Origin of the sequence: Haloferula rosea, assembly GCF_016595525.1 — a bacterium.
GTDB classification, from domain to species: domain Bacteria; phylum Verrucomicrobiota; class Verrucomicrobiia; order Verrucomicrobiales; family Akkermansiaceae; genus Haloferula; species Haloferula rosea.
The window spans coordinates 60,126-79,945 of sequence record NZ_JAENII010000010.1 but is presented as its reverse complement, the minus strand read 5'-3'; the positions used below and the strand labels follow the sequence as shown (position 1 = coordinate 79,945).

The window sequence follows — 19,820 nt, the reverse complement described above, 5'->3', positions numbered from 1 at the left end:
CAAGATCGGACGAAAAGTGGATGGGCTTCATCCCTCCGGATGTTCCGGCTTCAGAACGACTGCGACTTCTTCGTCCTCAGAACATCGAGTCTTCTGTGGTGCTGCTGCATGGCAGGTTCTGCCGGACGAGCTTGGGGGCAATCCGGTGCCGATGGGTCATAGGTCGAATCGATGCTCCCGGAGCATGCCGGATGGAGGTGTCGGCCGAGGCCGCATCTGTGCCGCGGGCAGATATTGCTTGTATTTACATCTTCAAGTGGCGTAGTTCCCAAAACCCCAAAAACCCCAACCTTAGTGAATTCTTCGACGCCCCTCGGCACCGCGGCTTGTTCAGCGTGTCTCTCCCTCATTGTTTTCTCCAGTCAGGCTCAGGCCTCTGTCGGTGCCGTTGACGACGGTGATGCTCTCACTCCCGTCGCGACGGTGGATGAGGATACGACCCTGGATACCTCCGGTGGACTGTCCGTCACCGATAACGATTCCGGCATCTTCGAGATCACAGGCTTTGCGCCTGTCTCGTCGAAGGGGGCCGCCGTGACGGTCTCAGCGGACGGCACCTTCCTTTTTGATCCGACCTACAGTGGAGACGCTCAGGCCTTGTCGGCGGGAGCCTCCTTGATTGACACCTTCCAGTATACCATCACCCAGATTTCTGTACCGGGTGTGACCTTTGAGCTGGATCCGAGCAACTCCATCGACACGTTTCCCTGGAGTGGTCTGAATGCTCCCGTTGCTGCTACGGGAACTGGAGTTCCCAGTGAGATTACAATGGCCTACCAAAGCCCTCCGGGCGGGGATCGCGGAACCTTCCATGGTGCTCCGAACTACGACCTGAATGACGCGAGCTTCGAGTTCTGGATCAAGCCCGACGTTACGAACGCGGATCAGGTGATCTTCGAGACCGGGGGCAACGGAACTGGCAGCGCGCTGGTCGTGAACGATGATGCCACCGTTTCCTGGGTTGTTAGAAATGGAAGCATACCTTTCGTCCAATCTTCCACCACCCTGGTGGTCGGACAGTGGCACCACATCGTGGCGACCTACGACAAGAACAACCCGGGGAGCACCGATACGGTTGAGTTGTTCATCGATGGGGCCTCTGAAGGCACCGCGACGGCCCTGAATGCGGATGACTGGAGTGGCACCGACCTGGCGGGGTTGGGGCGGCGAAACGGGACTACGGCAGCCGACAACGTGAATGTCGATGGCGACGGTACGAATGAGAACTACGGCAATTTCACTGGGCAGATCGGTCTAGCGCGATTCTGGACCGGTGAGGTGCTGGATCTTGCGAAGGTGACTTCCAATCGGGATCTGGCTTTGAACGGGCCTTCGGTTGATACCGCCACAGTCAGCGTCGAGGTGACAGGTGCCAATGACCTGCCGCGCGCGCTGGACGATGGGATCGCCAGCCCGACGATTGCGGAGGACGGCTCCGGAGTCGCATTCAGCGAGAACCTTCTCACCAATGATGGTGGGGTGGTCCGCTCCGTGGGCTCTCCTGCGACGAGCCTTCTTCTTTGGAACTATGATGCCTCGCAATCCGCGGGTGCCGGGGTATGGGAGAACGTCGGTCCGGTCAGTGGAGCGAACGCGGACTGGAACCTTTCGGGCGGAGTAACCCTCGATGCCAGTCCGGCAACATCGATCTCCGGCATTACAGCAGCCTATGATTTTGATGGCGTGGATGATTCCGGCGTTCTGGCGGGCGGAGCCCCTGAGTCGATTCTCGGCAATGCCACGACTGTCAGAAATGGTGCGTTCGAGATTTGGTTCAAGCCGGACAATCTGACCCAGACCGCGACCCTCACCGAGTTTGCGGGGACCACGGGTTCGGGTATCGGCGTGGAAGGTCCGTTGCTTGTGGCGGGGTCCACGGGCGGAGCTCGGGTCACCTACGATCTGCTGAATGATCCCGCCTCCCTGCTCGGGGCGGGTGCGACCACAGAGTTCATCCAGGTCATGGCCGTCTATGCCGTGGAAGAATCGACTCCGGAACTCCGCTTGTTTGTCAACGGCACCTTTGTCGGTCGGGCGGACATGGCTGCTGACTGGGCTTCGACCGATGGGTCCGGCATGGCGCGCTGGGCGGGGACTCACGTGGGTGGTATTCTGAATAATGGATCGGGTTCGCCCTATGATACCTACTTCGATGGGTCCATCGCGATAGCCAGGCTGTATGGATCGGCCACGGCCGGTCTTCCGGCATTCAGTGGCCTCGAGGCACGCCAGAACTTCGTTGCGGTCAATGGCGCTCTGGACCTTGAAGGAGACAGCTACACCGTTGCGGGTATCGTGGACGGGGCAATGGCTGTCCAAGGGGTCGGAAGTCCCGCCACGATTGCGTCGGGAGCCATCGTGACCCTCGACAGCAATACGGGGAGCTTCACCTATGATCCCAATGGGGCGTTTGACAGTCTGGCGACGGGTTTGTCGGCGACGGATGAGTTTTTCTATCAGATCGATGACGGAAACGGCGGGACTGGTTCGGCCAAGGTGACTGTCACCATCGAGGGGCGCACCGATGCCGTCGGTGATGTCATCGCGGCGACCGAAGCGGTGGTGACCCAGTTCAAGGCGAACCAGATCGTGGGCAATGATCAACACACCCTGGCAACCACCGACGCCTTTTTCAGTGTCGATGCGGCTTCAGTCTCGGGAAGCAATTGGTTCAACATCGGTAGTGGGGGGGCGACCTACGACGTGAATGTCACCGGCGGAACCCTGATCAATCCTCCGCTCCTGGATTCGAATTTCGGTGCCATCGGTGCCGCATGGCGGAATGTGGCCGGAGTGGTGACCAGTGTGCAGCCGATTGCCGATGATGATGCGACCTTCGAAGTCTGGTTCCGGCCTGAGCCGCTGCAGACGGGCAAGCAGGTGTTGTTGGAAAGCGGTGGCAATGGTTTCGGCATGTCCATTGTCTTCGATGCCGATGCCAACACGGTGATCTTCACGATTGATGGGGGGGACAACGTGACGGACGTCATCAAGGCGACGGCCACCGGCGTGGTAACAGGCGAGTTCAATCAATTGATCGCAGTTTACGACCGGGACAATCCGGGTCTGGAGGACAGCCTGACCATGTATCTCAACAATGATCCAGGGGCCAGCTTTGACAGCACGGTGAAGGGCAGCGGGGTCAATGCGGCCGGCTTGACCGATCAGTGGAGTGGTGGCGACCCCACCGGGATCGGGGCGACGGCCGCCACGGCCGCGTTGGGTGAGGTCCTGGATCCCTTTCTTGGAGACATCTCGATCGTGCGGATCTATGCAAGGAAGCTGTCAGCGTTGGAGATGGAGGCGAACTTCGACTCCGTGGTGCAGAAGATTCTCAATATTGAAGGCAATGGGCCGGGTGTCTCCTACACGACTGCGCTTGGCGCGACGGTGACCTTGAATGCCGATGGGTCGTTCGACTACGATGCGACGGGCCTATCGGCGGATATTCCTGACGGCAACGTCGTGCAGGATTCATTCGATTACACGATCAGCGATGATCAGGGAGGTTCAACGACGGCCACCGTGACGGTCAATGTCACCGGAGTGGACAACAGCTTCGTCGCGGTGAATGACGATGTGACGGTCGGTGAAAGCTCGGGGCCGACATCGATTGCAGTGCTTGCCAACGATACCCAGACCGCCGCCACCGTGGTACTGCAGAGTTTGGAGAGTGGCTATGAGAGCGCTTTTGAGAACGGCGTGACTGTCGGAGATCTGGGGAACGCGCTCTCCGGCAACTGGAGCTACCTCTGGAATGCCCCGACCGACTGGGCAAGCAACAGTTCATCGGATGCTTCGACCGGAGGCTTCGGTGTTTCAGCGGATTACGAACCTCTGGTTTGGAGTGGCACGCAATGGACTGCGGATGGAGATGATATCACCAGCGACCCCTTGACAGCCTTCCTGCGATTGGCCCCCACCGGAGGGCATCCGGGTGTCGGTTCGACTTCAAGCGTGGGCATTGGCAACGATAAGGCTCGTGGCCCGATTGCAGCGTACACCGTGCCGACCAGCGGGGTCTTCGGGATTGGCAATTCCATCCTTTCGAAGGTGTCGGGAAGCGGCGACGCGGTGTCCGCCGAGGTCTACGTCAACGACGTGTTCAAGGGGTCCTTCAGCGCCGCTCCGGGTGGCTCGATTGGTTTCGACGGCAACCTTGGATTCTTGACCGCGGGTGATGTGATCTATGTGGGCGTGAGTCCGGGACCCACGGCCGGATCGGACTCGTTCACGTGGAGCTTCGATGTGATTGAGCTTCCCTCCGTCGATGCCCAAGTGCTGGACATCGTTGGATCGGTGACGACCGACGGGACCACGGTGACCTACGATCCGGGTGCGAATTTTGATTCGTTGAAGGTCGGCCAGAGTGTTCAGGAAACCCTGACCTACACTTTGGACGAGGGAGGGAATACCTCGACGGCCACCCTGACGATCACTGTCCAGGGCGAGAATGATGCGCCGATTGGCGTGGCCGATTCTGCGGATGTTCTTGAAAACGGGACGGGCTCGGGATCGGTCCTGGGGAATGACACCGATGTGGATGCCGGAGAGTCGGCAACGCTCGTGGTTGGCGAAGTGGAGGGGAGTGCAGGAAATGTCGGAGCGGCCACGGTCCTGGCGAGTGGGGCGATCGTGACGATGCAAACGGATGGTTCCTTCATCTACGACCCGAATGGAGCCTTCGACTCCCTCGATCTGGGGCAGACGGCACAGGATACTTTTGAGTACACAGTGCAGGATGAAAACGGCCTCAACGCGGTGGCTTCCACCACGGTGACCCTTGATATCCTCGGTGTGGTCCCGAACAACGGGCAGCCCACGGCTACGAACCTTACCCAGACGATGATTTATTCGTCGACCGCATCGGGAGTCCTGATCGATCCGGTCATCCGGGTTGCGGATCCGAATGACGGTATCACCTCGCTCTCCGACGCCGACTTCCTTTGGGATGGCATCTCGACTTCTTTCCCGGGCGGGGGATCCGATGACAACAAGTTTGGATCCTCCGATCCCGTGGATGTGGATGGTTTCGCGATCAAGCTGGCATTTGTGCCGACAGCAGCCGATCTCGGCGCAGGGATCGTGCGTGTGCTCTACGAATACGGCGGGATCTCGAATGGCCACGGGATCTACCTTTATGAGGGGGTTCCACACCTGCTTGTGAAGATGCAGGGAAACAACGGGGATGATCCGGCGGCGCTGAGTGACTTTGACTGGGCTGGGAATGTGGTTTGTGTGCCGCTCACAGGTGCGGTGGTTCCTGTCGGGGAAGCGACGGACCTGGCCGTCAAGTTCACTCTCGACGAAGTCGAGGTCATGGTGAACGGCGGGGCGGTCCAATCAACGGCACTGGTCAACCGGGGAGGGAAGACCAACTGGTCGGGCAACCTGTCGGTCTCGATCGGCGAGGCGGCTCCGTTGGGAAACAACGGTGGAGCAAGCACCGATGCCGGTCTGTTCGCCGAAGCGGATCTGAGTCATCCCGAAGGGCCGGTCATCGATTGTCGTTTCTGGAACGTGACCGAGGTGGGGATGCTGGCATTTGACCCGGAAATCGAGACTGCAACGCTGAGCGTGAACCCGGCGGAGGGCGCGCTTTCGGTTCCGGCCGGAGCGAGCTTCGATGGGACGACATGGATTTATTCCGGCACACCATCGCAAGTCAACGCGGCTCTGTCTCTGGTCGAGTTCCTCCCCAATGGGACCAGTCCGGCGGATGTCAGCGTGGATATCCGCGATGGTGAGGAAGATGGAGCGGTCCCGCTGACCGGTGTGCTGACTTTCCAACAGGCCAATGAGATTCAGGACTGGCGCTTGTCCAATTTCGGCACCGCACTGAATACCGGTGTGGCGGCGGATGACTCCGATGCGGGGGACAGTGATAGCCTGGTCAATATCCTTGAGTTCGGCTTTGGAACGGATCCCAACGTCGCCGACAACCAACCGCTTGAGCCGGATGGCTCGAGTTATGGAACTCCGACGGTCCGGATTGATTTCACCGGGGGGGTGACCTTCGACGCCTTGTTCGTTCGGAGGGATGACTTCGGGCAGCCCGGGAGTGTGGAATACACCGTCGAGTTCAGCGCGGATTTGAACACCTTCTACGCGAGCTCGGCCAGCGTGACGACGGTCGTCGATCCGGCGGACGACTACCACATCGCCAGTGTCCCGTATCCTCCGATACTGCCCGACGGGAAGAAGGCGCGGTTCTACCGGGTGAGGGTCGAGGCGGTCGAGTGAACGAAGATTGAACCCATCGATTGAATGAAACCATTTTCTCATTTCAAGGACGCCCTCGCGGTCATCTTCGCAGGGGCTTCCACGATTGCGGTCTCTTCCGGTGCCGTGACCTACGTGGATCCGGCGGACATCGTCATTCCTCTGAGTTTCGGGGGCGTCTATCTCGATTTTGAAACCGAAACCGAAACGGGTTCGACTCCCGGCTCCAGTGCGGACCTCAATTCCTTCACGATCTCCTACAGCGAGCCATCGGGTGGCGACTGGGACGTGAACTTCTTTTTCGGCGGGGCGTTCATCGCCCACAGCCCGACCTTTCAGCCCTATCGGTCGGACCCGGCGGACAACTTGTCCGCCATCGACAACCTGGGTTTGAATACCGAGATCACAGGGGCAGCCGTGACTCCGGTGCCGGCGACCGGCGCATCGGCACCTCTGACGCTTTCCAGCTTCGGGGGCTCCGGAACGACCACGGGTGGAGGACTGACCGGTGCTCCAAGTGCCACCCACATGGGCCCGGCCGACGACCAGTTCACCAGTGGGACTCCCGGCTACATTGGCTTCGTGCTGAATCCAGACACCGCTCCGCAGTATGGATGGATCGAGGTGACCTTGAACGACGACGGTTCGGAAGGGACGATTCATCGCTGGGCTTACTCGGACACTCCCCTCGCGGTCGGAATACCGGAACCCGGAGTCCTGAGCTTGTTGGTCCTTGGTGGGCTCGCGATGGTCCGACGTCGGCGCGGGGCGGAATGAACGGGGAAGCCCACGAGTAACTCGATACGGATTCACCTTCCGGGACTTCCGTGCCTGCGTTGGGCTCGTTGAGGACCTTGCGGATGGCTCGAGGGTCGAGGACCGGGAGTGCGGCCTCTTGTTGGCGGAAGGATTCCCATGTCCTCATGTTGGTATGGAGAAGGGCGGTGGGGCATATTCGCCAGAGCGGAACGCACCGAGGATGCTCACGGCGTTCCCGAAGGATCGAAACCTGACCGGCAAGGCTGATGGTTTCGATCCGGCGGATCGGGTGTGGGAGGTGAGGCAAGGCGAGTTGCCGTCACTCTTCGCCGCGTGGGGCGATGCGTGCGACGAGGTAGTCCGGATCGTCCTCGGCGACTTCGATGTCCACGAGGGCATCCGCACGATCGAGCATGCGGCGGCAGTCCGGTGACAGGTGCCGGAGACGAAGCTTCTTGCCTGCCTGGCGGTAGCGTTCGGTCAGGGCATTGATCGCCTCGAGGCCCGAGAGGTCGCAGACGCGCGCGCGGGCGAAGTCGATGACGATGCTCTGGACATCGGAGCGGGCCTGGAAGTAGTCGGAGAACTCCCGGACGGAGCCGAAGTAAAGCAGTCCTTCGAGCGAGTAGATGCGTTCGTCTTCCGTCTCACTTTCGACCCGCACGTGGACATGGCGGGAACTTTCCCACGCGAACACCAGTGCGGAGACGATGATGCCGACGAAGACGGCGGTCGCGAGGTCATGCAGGATGACTGTGACGAGCGTGACCGAAAGGATGACGATCACGTCGGAAAGAGGAACCCGACCGAAGGTCTTGAGTGACGACCACTCGAAGGTGCCGATGACGACCATGAACATGACGCCGACCAGGGCTGCGATCGGGATTTTCTCGATGACGGGTCCGCCAATCATGATGAAGACGGCGAGTGCGAGTGCGGCCACAATGCCGGATGTCCGGCCACGACCGCCGGATTTGATATTGATCAAGGACTGGCCGATCATGGCGCAGCCACCCATGCCGCCGAACAGGCCAGAGAGGAAGTTGGCGCTGCCCTGCGCAAGGCACTCGCGGTTTCCGTGACCGCGCGTCTCGGTGATCTCATCGATGAGCTGGAGGGTCATCAGGGACTCGATGATGCCGACCATGGCGACGATCACCGCGGTTTTGAGGAGGAATTGCCAGTGCCCCATCCAGTCGACCGCAGACGGCCAGGCTAGGGGAGGGAAGTTGCCCTTCAGCTTGCCTTCCGGATTTCCATCAGCCTGCGCGAGGACGTCGGAGACGGTGGCGGTGTCCTTGAAGAGCAGGAAGGCGAGCAGGCCGACACTGATGATGGCCATCAGGATGGACGGCACGGCCTTGGTGATCTTCGGGAAGAACTGGATGATGAGCATGGTCACCAGAACCAGGGCGATGAAGATGCCGAGCGCCGACCCTTGAAGCCACTCGCCGGTGGATGGGTCCCGGAATGACGGGAACTGAGCCATCAGAATGACGATGGCGAGGCCGTTGACGAAGCCGATCATCACCGGATGGGGGACGAGCCGGATGAATCGTCCGAGCTTGAGCACGCCGAACAGAATCTGGATCGTCCCGGCGAGCATGATCACGGCGAAGAGATACTGGTTGCCCAACCCTGCCTCGATCTCGTTCCCGTATTCGACGGCCTTCCCTGCGACCACGGCGATGGCACCAGTGGCACCGGAAATCATGCCCGGGCGGCCTCCGCAGGCTGAGGTGATGAAGCCCATGAAAACGGCGGCCCACAGACCGACGAGAGGATCCACGCCGGCGATGAAGGAGAAGGCAATCGCTTCCGGGACAAGCGCGAGGGCGACGGTGAGGCCGGAAAGGGTGTCGTCTTTCCAATTGCCGTTCTTCTTGCGGAAAAGTTCGATGAACATGGGTGAAATGGGGCTTCGTCGGTGAGCAGATGCCACGCCACCTGGGTGACCTGCCGGAAACGGAAGGGCGGGCGGATAGGCCGCAAGCGCCTGATATGCAAGGCCGAAGCAGGAGGGAACGCGTCAATCCGGAAGCGTCGGCCTGAGCGCGGCTACGCCTGACGGCCCACGCCTTGGATGTCGATGCCGTGCAAATCGATTCTCCAATCCGAGTGGATGCCCTCGCTGCAACGCATGCGGATGAACCATGCGAGTGGGTCGGAGACTTGGGCGGAGAGGATCGCTTCCGGTGGGCGGAGTTCCTCGCGCCGGAGCGGGGTGTCGCCCGCGTTTTCCCGGAGCTTCGACTCCACCTGGGAGCAGATCATGGGCAGCAGCGGGTGCAGCGCCCGGAGCAGCGGTGTGTCCCAGATCTCGCCGCCTCCGATCATGCCGGGGCGACCTTGCTCAACAATCACCTCAAGCGGGTAGTCGAAGATGGAGCCCCATTCCAACGGCAGCCTGGACCGCCAGTGTCTGCCGTCCGGGTCACGGCGGAACCGTCCGTCGCGGGGGCGGTCGTCCTCGGTCGCCTGAAGCTCTCCGAAGATGGATGCGCGGCCCGAGCATTCCTCAAGCAGGAGATCCATGCCCGGCCCCGGGCCGTCCGCCCGGATGGCTAGGAGCTCCGGGGAACTTCGGGTGATGGTCAGCTTGAGGTCGCAGGGGGAGCCGCCATGAAACAGATTGTAGTGCATCACCACCGAGTCGCCGTTGCCCAGTCGGCCGACCTTGGTGGCGAGCGTCTGGCGTTGGAGGTCGCTGAAGCCGCGGGTGAGTCGTTGATCGATCGCTGCGATCCATTCGTGGAAGACCGGCGGAGAAAAGGTGGCCCGGATCGCCCGGGTTTCCAGATCGTCCTGGTCTTCGTAGAGGATTTCGGGAAGAGGGGGCGGGGCAGACGTGGGTGGGGCGGTCGCCCTGAAATCCGTGGTCGGCCGTGGCGGCGTGAAGCCCGGCATCGGCGGAGGGGTGGGTGGCTTCCCCTGAGCCATGCGTCCGCGGCGGATTGCCTCCTCAGGAGTCTCAATTTTCGAGCCGAAGATGTTTCCGAACCGTCCCATTCAGATCATGGGCTAACGGGTCGTGCCATCCCTGCCAAGGGCCGAATCGACTTCAGGGGGCTCCGACCCGATAGAGAACCGCGGAGTTCGCGGGCACGGCGAGCTCGTTGCCACCCACTGGATCGGGCGCTTCCCCCACGAGGGATTGGGCGCGCAGCGTGAAGCCCTCGGGAAAGATCCTATTCAGATCCAATGGGCCGGTCTTCCCATCCTGATCGGAGGCGTTGAATGCCACCACGACGCTTTGCCGGGTGTCCGGCATCACCCGCGCGAAGGCGAAGATTCCATCGTCGGTGGTGCGATCACCGCTGTCCGTCCAGAGTGGCCGGAATTCACCCTCACGCAGGGCGGCGACCTTCTGTCTGGCCGAGGCAAGACGCGCGATCGTACTGAATGAATTCTGTTGTCGCACGGTGGCAAGCGACGGTGCGGCATCGCGCTCCCACAGAGTCATGCGGCCGGTCTCTCCGTCCTCTCCGATCTTGCCCTTGGTGTCATGCATGCCGGTTTCTGCTCCGTAGTAGAGGCATGGGATGCCGGGAAGGGTCATGACCATGGCTTGGGCGAGCTGGTGTCTTCGCTCGGTCACGGAGTTCACGCGGAACCGGTTCAGTCCGTCGTGGTTTTCGATGAAGGTGATGGATTTCTGAAGGGAGTTCAGCCCGTCCGGTCCGGGACTACGGTTGTAGTAGTAGCGACCGTCATCGAAACGACCCTCGGCGAATGCAAGCATGGCGCCCTCAATCGAGCGGGGGGATCCATACTGGTTGCCGGGTTGCCGGAGATATTCCCGCATGGCGAAGCAGAGCTGGAAGGCGAGGAGGGAGTCGATGCAGGGTTCCGGGTTGGTGGCTGCGTCGGAGCGCCAGGTATATTGGCCGAGTTTTGCCGGGTTGCCGTCGTAGACTTCGCCGAAGATGATCTTCTCTCTGGCCGCCGGCCCCAGCCGTTTGCGCAGGCGCTCGGTGAAGGCATCCCAGAACCCGTGGTGGGCGTGCTTGACGGTATCGAGACGCAGGCCGTCGACGCCGACCTCGGTGAGGTAGAAGTGGTAGATCTCGACGAACTCGTCGACCAATCGGTCGAAGTGCTCGCTCCCTGGCTCCGTCCAAAAGTCCCGCAGCGAAAAGAAATCGCACATGACTTCCTCGCCGTCCGATTTGCCAAGGCTTTCCCAAGAGAATCCCTTCCGGCCGTAGCTGGAGAGTTCACCGAGGACACCGGAGGATTTGACATCGCGGCCGAGCAGCCGGGTGGTGGCGAAGGGAGCGGTGCGTTGCATGTTCCATTCCGGCACATCGCCCCAGCGCGCATTCTGATGGAATCCATCGCGTTTGTAGGGCTGGACCCACTCGTCCTTTTGCTCGCGCTCGAATTTGCCGTTCCCATTGGCATCGTAGTAAAAGACGGGGCCAGCGTGATTCAGCACGACATCCTGCACTACCTTCAGACCTTTCGCATGCGCCAGGCGGACGAAGTCGCGATAGTGCTGCATGCGGCCCTCCTTACCTGGAGGGTAGGGGGTGCCGGCCAGGGATTCGGTGCTGGTGAGGTGCGGATCGATATCGAGGAAATCCTGGGCCCAGTAGCCATGGTAGCCGCTTTTCCAGCCGCCAAGATCGTAGCCGGAGCGCCAGACGTTCCTGACAGGGGGGGTGATCCAGATGGCGGTCACCCCCAGCGCGTTGAAGTAGCCGGACTGGATCGCGCGTTCGAGTCCGCGCAGGTCACCTCCATGATACTTGTCGAGGTTCTCCTGAGCGGGGTCATAGAGGCTGCGGTCGCTTCCTTCAGGGATGTTGTTTGCCGGGTCGCCGTCGTGGAAGCGGTCGGTCATCGTGAAGTAGATCACGTCTTCCGCCCATGAACGTTCCTGCGGCCGTGCGTTGAGGGCTGTCGCGGCGATCAGGCTGATGCCGGCCAGCCGGAGGAGCAGGTGCCTTGCTGAACGGTGCATGGAAGCATGGTGGATCGGGATCATTCACAGACCAATGGCCAAAAGTGGGAATTGGTTGGGTGGGCTGGGGTTTTTGATGGCTCGGCAGGCAGGATGGAGGCTCAAGCTTGCCGAAGTCGGAAAAGAATCGATGATTTCGGGGTAACGTGACGCTTCAACAGGGCGAATATCTGCAAGAACCATGATCCGATCCATCCTATTTCCAATGTTGGCCGGGGCTGCCCTGGCGGCGGACAAGCCCGTTGTGGCCGTGTATGACCTCGAACGCGGACTCTCGGAAAGCGGGATGACCGAGCCTTCGCTGATGAACATGAGTCTGGAGAGTCAGCGTCCGTTGACCTTCTACGATGTCACCCGGAGCCTGGGACTGGCAGTGAAGGATCCCAACGTGAAAGCGCTGGTGCTCGATGTCGATGGTGCGCCGCTCGGGCTGGCGCAGATCGGGGAGATCCGGCGCCATCTGGCTTCTGCGAGGGAAGCGGGCAAGGACGTTTGGCTCTACAGTGACTACTACACGACGAAGACGGCGCTGCTGGGTGCGGCTTCCAATCACTTCGTGCTGATGCCCGAGGCCGGCGTGACGTTTTCGGGAATGGCGTCTCAGTCGCTCTACTTCAAGGGCATGCTCGACAAGGCGGGGCTTCAGGCGGATGTGATCCATATCGGCGACTTCAAGAGCTTCGGTGAGGAGTTCTATCGCACGGGGCCGAGCGAGTTCGCCTTGGAACAGCGTGAGGAACTGATTGGCGGGATGTTTGATCAGATCATCTCAGCCGTGGCGCAAGGACGGTCGGTCGAATCATCAAAGGTGATGGAGTTGGTCGATCGCGGGGAATTCACCGCTGAGGAGGCCAAGGAGGCCGGGCTGGTCGATGACCTGCAGTACCGGACCGATTTCAACGCGTCCTTGAGGGAGCGCTATGAGGGAGCGAAGTTCGACCGTGAGTATGAGATGCCCGATCTGGATGGGCCGGAAATGGACAGCCTGTTCGATGTGTTCAAGCTGATGATGGACAGCGGCAAGGACTCCAAGGCCAAGGAGGATTACGTGGCAGTCGTGGTGCTGGATGGGGGGATCAGCGATGCATCGGTCGCGCCGGTGCGGAAGGAGATCGTGAAGCTGCTGAAGGATGAGCACGCCAAAGGACTGGTGCTGCGGGTGAATTCACCGGGTGGCTCGGCGCTGGCGTCCGAGGTGCTCTGGGAAGTCACCGATGAGTGGAAGGATCGTGGACGGGCATTCAGCGTTTCCATGGGTGGGGTGGCCGCCAGTGGTGGCTACTATGTCTCTGCCGGGGCCGACCGGATTTTCGCCGAGTCGGGCACGATCACCGGATCGATCGGTGTGGTGGGCATGAAGATGGTGATGGGTGGTGCCATGGACAAACTGGGCATCACGACCCACACGATCCAGCGCGGCAAGCATGCGGATGCGATGTCCTTCACCAAGCCGTTCACCGAGGAAGAGAAGAAGCTCGTGAGGGACTCGATGGTCGATGTGTATGGGACCTTCAAGAAGCGCATCACCGATGGCCGGGGTGATCGCTTGAAGGGCGATCTGGAGGGCATGGCGGGTGGTCGCGTTTATACCGGCGCTCGGGCGCTCGAGCTCGGACTGGTTGACGAACTTGGCGGTCTGTCCGATGCGATTGCGTGGACTGCGGAGAAGGCCGGGGTGGGGACAGATGCCGTCAAGCTCCGCCCGGAGCCGAAGAGCCCACTGGATGGGTTGTTTTCGAAGCCTGAGAAGAAGCCGGAGGGGGAGATCGTGGGCATGGCTCAAGGGAGTCCTGCCGGTGACGCAGTGCGCACGATGATTCGTCAGATGGGCACGGCTGCCTTGCCGGAGCAGGTGCGCGGTTCGGTGGATCGCATGCTGCAGCGTCTTGATGCCATCCACGAGTCGCGGATTCAGTTGATCGGGCCGGATCTCGACCTGCGTTGGTAGTGGAAAGTTCGTAAGCGTGGCACGCATGGAGCGGGCGATGACGGAAGTCGGTGAGTGGAAGTGCTTGAGATATCGGGCGAGCATGTCCAGAAATCGTGCATCGCATGCAATTACCCACATCCGTTCAAGTAACGGAGCCGACCCCCGGGTTCCCAGTCTATCAGGTTGACCACGAAACATGCCGCGCCCGGGTGGCCCTTCACGGGGCGCACGTGATGGAGTGGCAGCCTTCATCCGCACCGAATCCTGTGCTCTACCTCAGCCCGGCAGCGGTGCTGCAGGAGGGGAAGGCGATTCGGGGAGGAATTCCGATTTGCTGGCCATGGTTCAATGCCCGTCCCGGAGGGCAACCCGGTCCGTCCCATGGGGTGGCCCGCAGCCAGTTCTGGGATCTGGTTTCGGTCACGGAGGATGCCGATGGTGTGACCTTCGTGATGAGTCTGGTCCATGAATCGCTGAAGGCGACCGCGACCCTGGCTCTCGGAGACAAGCTGACGGTCTCGCTCGAATCGGAGAATCTGGGTGAGGAGTCGGTGAAGCTGAGTGGCGCCCTGCACACGTATTTGAAAATCGATGAGATCACGATGATCACGGTGGGGGGGCTGGCAGGGCGGGAGTATCTGGACACGGTGGGCACGCCAACCCGGAGAACCCAGGACGGGCCGGTGGTCTTCGAAGGAGAGCTGGACCGGATTTTCGATCACAGTGGCATGATCCGGGTGGACGACCCCGGGCTGGACCGGGTACTTCAGATTGAGAAGGAGGGGAGTCCGTCGACGGTGGTTTGGAATCCGTGGGCCGAGAAGGCAGCCGGTCTCGCCGATCTACCGGACGACGCGTTCAAGGGGTTCGCCTGTGTGGAAGCGGCAATTGCCAACGAAGCGGCGGTGGAGCTGCCACCCGGCGCGACGCATCGGCTCGGGACGACGGTGTCGGTCGCCTCGTGATTCTGCGGTAGCGGAACGGACGGCCCGGTGTAAACTTTCGTCGAGCATGTCCTTCCGTTCACGATGTCTGCCCTGGCTGGTTGCCACCCAAGTCGCCGGTGGTATCGAGATCCGGACTTATGATGCCGACGACCATGACCGGTTCCTCGATTTCCCATCCAGTCCGACGATCAATCCGAATCAGGACTTCGCCCACCTGGATCTGACCGGGATTGGATGGTATGGACCGTCGCCCAATATCCAGCTGACGCTGGTCTCGCGGCAGCATGTGCTTTTTGCCAGCCACTTTGCCGGGGTCATCAATCATGCTCAGCCCATCCGATTCCTGAATGCAGCGGGGGAGTTGGTGGAGCGAGTGGCTCCGACGGATGTGTTCGTCCAGAATGGCGGTCAGGCCACCGATTTGGCGCTGTTCACTCTGGCGAGTCCGATCGATGAAGGGGATGGAATTCAACCGATGGCGGTGCTTGATGCTTCCAGCCTGCTGATGGCACCGGGGCAGACGCTTGCGGTGTGTGGAAAGAACCCGCTTGCGACCACGGGGAAATACCAGGTGATCGCGCAAGCCACTTTAGTGGATTTCCTTGAGGAAGAACTCGGCCTGGATACGAATGCGGATGAGATCGCGGATTTCGAATCCAGTGCGTATCAATTCGACTATCTGTTCGCTTCCGGCGATCCGGACGAATGCTACTTTGTGGTCGGGGATTCGGGGAGTCCGACATTCATTGATGCTGCTGGCACTGCGGCTCTAGTAGGTGTGCACAGCGCGCGGAATCCGATCGAGGACGAAGAGGAGGAGCAAATCGGTTGGGAGAATTTCGATGCGTATGTTCCGGACTACCGGGATGAGATCGATCTGTTGATGGCTCCCATGGGTTATCGGCTTCGTCCGGTGAATCCTCCGGCGACGACGCTTGTCGGGGCTGCCAGTTTGACCGACCCCGATCCGCGACGGGCCATGCCCTTGGAGATGGAGTTCGAACTGGAGAACAGCGGAGCAAACCTCACCGGGAATGTGGAGGTGGAGTTTCATTTTCCGACGGGAGACGGGCCCGACAGCATCGTGGGGAGCGGATGGGTGACCTACGGAGGCGGGGAGAAATGGACACTCAGGCGGGCGCTTCTGGATGCGGGCGAGACCGGGACCTTGTCAGTCAGTTGGTCATCCGCGCCGACAAACCCCGAGCTGGCGTTCACCGTGACCTGGCGCTCGGACGGTGTGGGGGATCAGAGTGTGAATCCGGTTTTTCCCTTGGACCCATCGTTTGCCGGATGGGCGGATGGGTTGGGTGAGCCGGAACAGAATGATGATCCGGACGATGACGGCCTGGTCAATCTGTTGGAGTATGCCCTCGGTGGAGATCCGACGAGTGGGTCAATGACGTTTGCGGACGGTGGGTTCGTTCAGCCGGTTCTCTCGATCGAAGCAGGGCAGGTATCGCTCAGCCATCCCCAGCGGGTGGACAAGGAGGTGCGGGGGCTCTCGTATTCGCTGGAGTTTTCCCCGGATCTGAATGGGTGGTCGGGGGTGGCCCCCGCAGGGATTACGTCGACCACGATCAGCGGTGTTCCCGACCTCGAGGGATTCGAGACGGCGGTTCACACTTGGCCGGTTTCTCCCGATCACCGCTTCGTCCGTCTGCAGGTGACACTCACCGAATGACGGGATGCAGGGCTCTCCACTATACAGCATCCTGCTGCTGACGGGTGTGCTCCTCGGGGCAGCGGGCTGGTGGCGGTTGTCGAAGTCCGACTCCCGGCTTCCTGTCATCTACTTTTCCGGTCTGGTGGCGGCATTCCTCGGCGCCAAGCTGGCTTTCCTGGCTGCGGAAGGGTGGCTCCATGGGGACTCGCCTGATCGATGGTGGATCTGGGCCTCGGGCAAATCGGTCATCGGGGCGCTGCCCGCTGGTTGGTTGGGCGTGGAGCTGGCAAAGAAGGCAACCGGCTATCGCTCGGCGACGGGGGATCGCTTCGCGCTGTTGCTGCCCGTTCCCTTGATTCTCGGGCGCATCGGCTGCCTCGACGCCGGATGTTGTCTGGGCATCGTGGTCGAGGATGGAAGGTGGCCCGCGGTGCCTGTCGAAATTGCCTTCCAACTGCTCATTCTGGGGGTTCTCGTGGTTTTCCATTGGCGGAAATGGTTCATAGGCCAGCACTTCCATCTCTATCTGATGGCCTACGGGACATTCCGCTTTTTCCATGAATTCCTGCGCGACACGCCCAAACCATTTTTCGGGTTTTCCGGGTATCAGCTCATTGCCTTGGGCACGGCGGTGGCAGCGGCGCTCGCATTTCGCCATCGCAAGAAACGCGGGGTTGCGATTTCACGATAGCGCGCCAGTATTCCCCCGTAACACCTACCACGATGAAGACACTTATCACTTCTCTATTCCTCTTCGCAGCAGCCATGGTTCCTTCCCTGGCTGAAGACGCCGTCACTCTGGAAGTGACCGGCAATGACCAGATGCAATACGACAAGAAGGAGCTGACGGTCACCGAGGGCCAGAAGGTCACCATCAAGTTCAAGCACATCGGGAAACTGCCGAAAGCGGCCATGGGTCACAACGTCGTGATCCTCAAGCCCGGCACCGCCATGCCTGCCTTCGCGATGAAGTGCGCGCCTGCTGCCGCGAATGACTACATTCCAGAGGACGCCGAGTCCAAGGCGCTGATCGTGGCCCACACCAAGATGATTGGCGGTGGGGAAGAGACCTCGGTCACCTTCACCGCACCCGCTGCAGGTGAATATCCTTACCTCTGCACCTTCCCCGGTCACTTTGGCATCATGAACGGCAAGATGATCGTCAAGGCGAAGTAAGTTTCGGGTCTCAGCCCACCAAAAAAGCCGTTCTCCACCTCGGGGAACGGCTTTGTTTTTTTTGGGGGGAGCCGGGACTCCGTCGATTCGAGTGCAGTCCGGGCGACTCCCTGCCTTGGGGTGGTCGCACCGAAGTGCTGCGAAGCGCGATCAGTTCTGAGACTTCAGGAGATCGCGGATCTCCGCCAAAAGCTTCTCTTCAGCCGTGGGCTCGGGTGGGGCCGGCTCAGGCTTGGCTTCTTCCTTCTTCATCGCGACAAGCACCTTCTTCACCACGATGAAGACGGCCAGGGCGAGGAGAATGAAGGAAAGGAAGTCGGTGAAAAACTGCCCATAGTTCAGGGCGACTTCCGGTTTGATGACCTTTTCCCCCTCCATGACGGCGGGTTCGAGGATGGTTTTCATGTTCTTGAAGTCCACGCCGGATATCAGCTTCCCGAGTGGTGGCATCATGATGTTGTCGACCAGCGACTTCACCACGGTGCCGAAAGCACCGCCGATGATGATGCCGACGGCCATGTCGATCAGGTTTCCCTTGAACGCGAACTCTTTGAATTCCTTAAGCATTGGATGGATGGGGGTTGTTGGTGCCCCGTCTTGACCGCGGGACCTTGTGGATTGAGACCAGATTCTTGACCAATTGTTCAGTTTTTCACCTCTCCACAGCGCGGATGAGGCGACTCGCTCTTTGACATCGGAAGGGAGCGACCCCAATCTCCGCCGCGAATTGCTTAACGCACTCTACTCATGGCCTACGACTTGATTGTTATTGGAGGCGGACCTGCTGGCTACGTTGCCGGGATCCGTGCCGCCCAGCTCGGAAAAAAAGTTGCCTGCGTCGAGGCGGATCGCGCCGGCGGGACCTGCCTGAACTGGGGATGTATCCCGACCAAGGCTCTGCTGAAGAACGCCGAGCTCTACCATACGCTGGCTCATCGGGCGAAGGAGTTCGGCTTCTCGTTCGACAACCTCCAGTATGACTGGTCGGCCGTGGTCGGTCGCTCACGCAAGGTTTCCGACCGCCTGGCCGGGGGGATTGAGTTCCTCTTCAAGAAGAACGGTATCGATTACGTCCGTGGCTACGGGGCAGTTGCCGGAACCGGCAAGGTCGAGGTCACGGCTGCCGACGGAACCAAGACGACCCTTGAGACCAAGGACACGATCGTCGCGACCGGTTGCAAGACCCGCGACCTTCCCGGGCTTCCATTCAATGGAAAATCGGTGATTGGCTCAAAGGACGCGATGGTTCTCCCGAATCAGCCCAAGGAGATGATCATCATCGGTGCGGGCGCGATCGGCGTGGAATTCGCCTACATCTACAACGCCTTCGGCACCAAGGTGACGATCGTCGAGATGTTGGACGGTCTCGTGCCCGTCGAGGACACCGAGATCGGGCAGGCACTCGAAAAATCCTTCATCAAACAGGGAATCCGCTGCCTCACCGGTCACAAGGTGACGGGCACGAAGGATCATGGTGACCGGGTGGAGATCACGGTGGAGGGAGCCAAGGAGAACGGCACCATTTCCGCGGATGTCTGCCTCGTGGCAATCGGAGTGCAGCCGGTCCTCCCGGGTGGCCAGGAACTTGCCCTCAGCGACCGCGGTTACATCGAGGTCGACGAACGTTATCAGACATCGATTCCCGGGGTGTATGCCTGCGGTGACATCACCGGTCCACCATGGCTGGCCCACACCGCATCCTTCGAGGCGATCCAACTGGTCGAAGGTCTGTATGTCGAAGGTCACACGCCGCGTCAGGTGAAGAACTTCCCAGGCTGCACCTACTGCCACCCGCAGGTCGCTTCGGTCGGCAAGACGGAGCGCGCCCTGAAGGAGGAGGGTGTCGAATACACCGTCGGCAAGATCCCGTTCATGGCGATCGGCAAGGCGATTGCCGCTGGCGAGCCGGACGGCTTCGCGAAGCTGCTCTACGGCAAGAAACACGGCGAACTTCTCGGTGCCCACATCATCGGTGACAATGCCACGGAGCTCATCGCCGAGATGGGCCTGGCACTCGACCAGGAGCTGACCATCGATGACATTCACGCGACGATTCACGCTCACCCGACGATGAGCGAGGTGATCCACGAAGCGACTCTCGCGGCCGAGGGCCACGCGATTCACTTCTGATCGTGCGACGATCTTCGAAAGGCC

The 19,820-nt window shown here is 60.7% G+C and carries 12 protein-coding genes; 8 read left to right on the top strand and 4 right to left on the bottom strand.

Annotation, left to right across the window (positions count from 1 at the left end; all coding sequences use genetic code 11):
• The first annotated feature begins 294 nt into the window (after positions 1 to 294).
• The gene (locus JIN81_RS13260) at positions 295 to 6,243 is read left to right on the top strand and encodes a beta strand repeat-containing protein (RefSeq protein ID WP_200280475.1); all 5,949 of its coding nucleotides are present in this window, start codon (positions 295 to 297) and stop codon (positions 6,241 to 6,243) included.
• A 24-nt stretch (positions 6,244 to 6,267) separates the two neighbouring features.
• Positions 6,268 to 6,999 carry a PEP-CTERM sorting domain-containing protein gene (locus JIN81_RS13255; RefSeq protein WP_200280473.1) on the top strand — a complete coding sequence of 244 codons (732 nt, stop codon included), beginning with the start codon at positions 6,268 to 6,270 and terminating at the stop codon, positions 6,997 to 6,999.
• Between the two features lie 301 nt (positions 7,000 to 7,300).
• Here the strand turns inward: JIN81_RS13255 and JIN81_RS13250 are convergent, their stop codons facing one another.
• The 3 genes from JIN81_RS13250 to JIN81_RS13240 all read right to left on the bottom strand — a co-directional run bounded on the left by JIN81_RS13250 (position 7,301) and on the right by JIN81_RS13240 (position 11,947).
• The gene (locus tag JIN81_RS13250; RefSeq protein WP_200280471.1) at positions 7,301 to 8,887 is read right to left on the bottom strand and encodes a SulP family inorganic anion transporter; all 1,587 of its coding nucleotides are present in this window, start codon (positions 8,885 to 8,887) and stop codon (positions 7,301 to 7,303) included.
• A 152-nt stretch (positions 8,888 to 9,039) separates the two neighbouring features.
• Positions 9,040 to 9,990 (bottom strand): hypothetical protein, encoded by a 951-nt coding sequence (locus JIN81_RS13245; protein WP_200280469.1) that lies wholly within the window; start codon positions 9,988 to 9,990, stop codon positions 9,040 to 9,042.
• 52 nt (positions 9,991 to 10,042) lie between these two features.
• Positions 10,043 to 11,947, bottom strand: a complete 1,905-nt coding sequence (locus JIN81_RS13240; protein ID WP_200280467.1) for an alpha-amylase family glycosyl hydrolase — start codon at positions 11,945 to 11,947, stop codon at positions 10,043 to 10,045.
• 181 nt (positions 11,948 to 12,128) lie between these two features.
• Here JIN81_RS13240 and sppA point away from each other — a divergent pair, with 181 nt between their 5' ends.
• The 5 genes from sppA to azu all read left to right on the top strand — a co-directional run bounded on the left by sppA (position 12,129) and on the right by azu (position 17,666).
• A complete protein-coding gene (gene sppA, locus JIN81_RS13235) occupies positions 12,129 to 13,895 on the top strand; it encodes a signal peptide peptidase SppA (protein WP_200280465.1) in 1,767 nt (588 codons plus the stop codon).
• Between the two features lie 104 nt (positions 13,896 to 13,999).
• Positions 14,000 to 14,842 carry a D-hexose-6-phosphate mutarotase gene (locus tag JIN81_RS13230; RefSeq protein WP_200280463.1) on the top strand — a complete coding sequence of 281 codons (843 nt, stop codon included), beginning with the start codon at positions 14,000 to 14,002 and terminating at the stop codon, positions 14,840 to 14,842.
• Between the two features lie 46 nt (positions 14,843 to 14,888).
• A complete protein-coding gene (locus JIN81_RS13225; protein WP_200280461.1) occupies positions 14,889 to 16,508 on the top strand; it encodes a trypsin-like serine protease in 1,620 nt (539 codons plus the stop codon).
• Between the two features lie 4 nt (positions 16,509 to 16,512).
• Positions 16,513 to 17,181, top strand: coding sequence for a prolipoprotein diacylglyceryl transferase (locus tag JIN81_RS13220; RefSeq protein ID WP_200280459.1), 669 nt, complete (start codon positions 16,513 to 16,515; stop codon positions 17,179 to 17,181).
• Between the two features lie 32 nt (positions 17,182 to 17,213).
• Positions 17,214 to 17,666: an azurin gene (gene azu, locus JIN81_RS13215; RefSeq protein ID WP_200280457.1), complete on the top strand. Its 453-nt coding sequence runs from the start codon at positions 17,214 to 17,216 to the stop codon at positions 17,664 to 17,666.
• 150 nt (positions 17,667 to 17,816) lie between these two features.
• Here the strand turns inward: azu and mscL are convergent, their stop codons facing one another.
• Positions 17,817 to 18,242 carry a large-conductance mechanosensitive channel protein MscL gene (gene mscL, locus JIN81_RS13210; protein ID WP_343217938.1) on the bottom strand — a complete coding sequence of 142 codons (426 nt, stop codon included), beginning with the start codon at positions 18,240 to 18,242 and terminating at the stop codon, positions 17,817 to 17,819.
• 171 nt (positions 18,243 to 18,413) lie between these two features.
• Here mscL and lpdA point away from each other — a divergent pair, with 171 nt between their 5' ends.
• Positions 18,414 to 19,796: a dihydrolipoyl dehydrogenase gene (gene lpdA / locus JIN81_RS13205; RefSeq protein WP_200280452.1), complete on the top strand. Its 1,383-nt coding sequence runs from the start codon at positions 18,414 to 18,416 to the stop codon at positions 19,794 to 19,796.
• The last annotated feature ends 24 nt before the right edge of the window (positions 19,797 to 19,820 follow it).

Bases quoted from the DNA above. Each gene is read 5' to 3' on its own strand.
- JIN81_RS13240 (WP_200280467.1), bottom strand. From the start codon at position 11,947: ATGCACCGTTCAGCAAGGCACCTGCTCCTCCGGCTGGCCGGCATCAGC.
- JIN81_RS13255 (WP_200280473.1), top strand. From the start codon at position 6,268: ATGAAACCATTTTCTCATTTCAAGGACGCCCTCGCGGTCATCTTCGCA.
- sppA (WP_200280465.1), top strand. From the start codon at position 12,129: ATGATCCGATCCATCCTATTTCCAATGTTGGCCGGGGCTGCCCTGGCG.
- azu (WP_200280457.1), top strand. From the start codon at position 17,214: ATGAAGACACTTATCACTTCTCTATTCCTCTTCGCAGCAGCCATGGTT.
- JIN81_RS13220 (WP_200280459.1), top strand. From the start codon at position 16,513: ATGCAGGGCTCTCCACTATACAGCATCCTGCTGCTGACGGGTGTGCTC.
- JIN81_RS13230 (WP_200280463.1), top strand. From the start codon at position 14,000: ATGCAATTACCCACATCCGTTCAAGTAACGGAGCCGACCCCCGGGTTC.
- JIN81_RS13225 (WP_200280461.1), top strand. From the start codon at position 14,889: ATGTCCTTCCGTTCACGATGTCTGCCCTGGCTGGTTGCCACCCAAGTC.
- lpdA (WP_200280452.1), top strand. From the start codon at position 18,414: ATGGCCTACGACTTGATTGTTATTGGAGGCGGACCTGCTGGCTACGTT.
- JIN81_RS13245 (WP_200280469.1), bottom strand. From the start codon at position 9,990: ATGGGACGGTTCGGAAACATCTTCGGCTCGAAAATTGAGACTCCTGAG.
- JIN81_RS13250 (WP_200280471.1), bottom strand. From the start codon at position 8,887: ATGTTCATCGAACTTTTCCGCAAGAAGAACGGCAATTGGAAAGACGAC.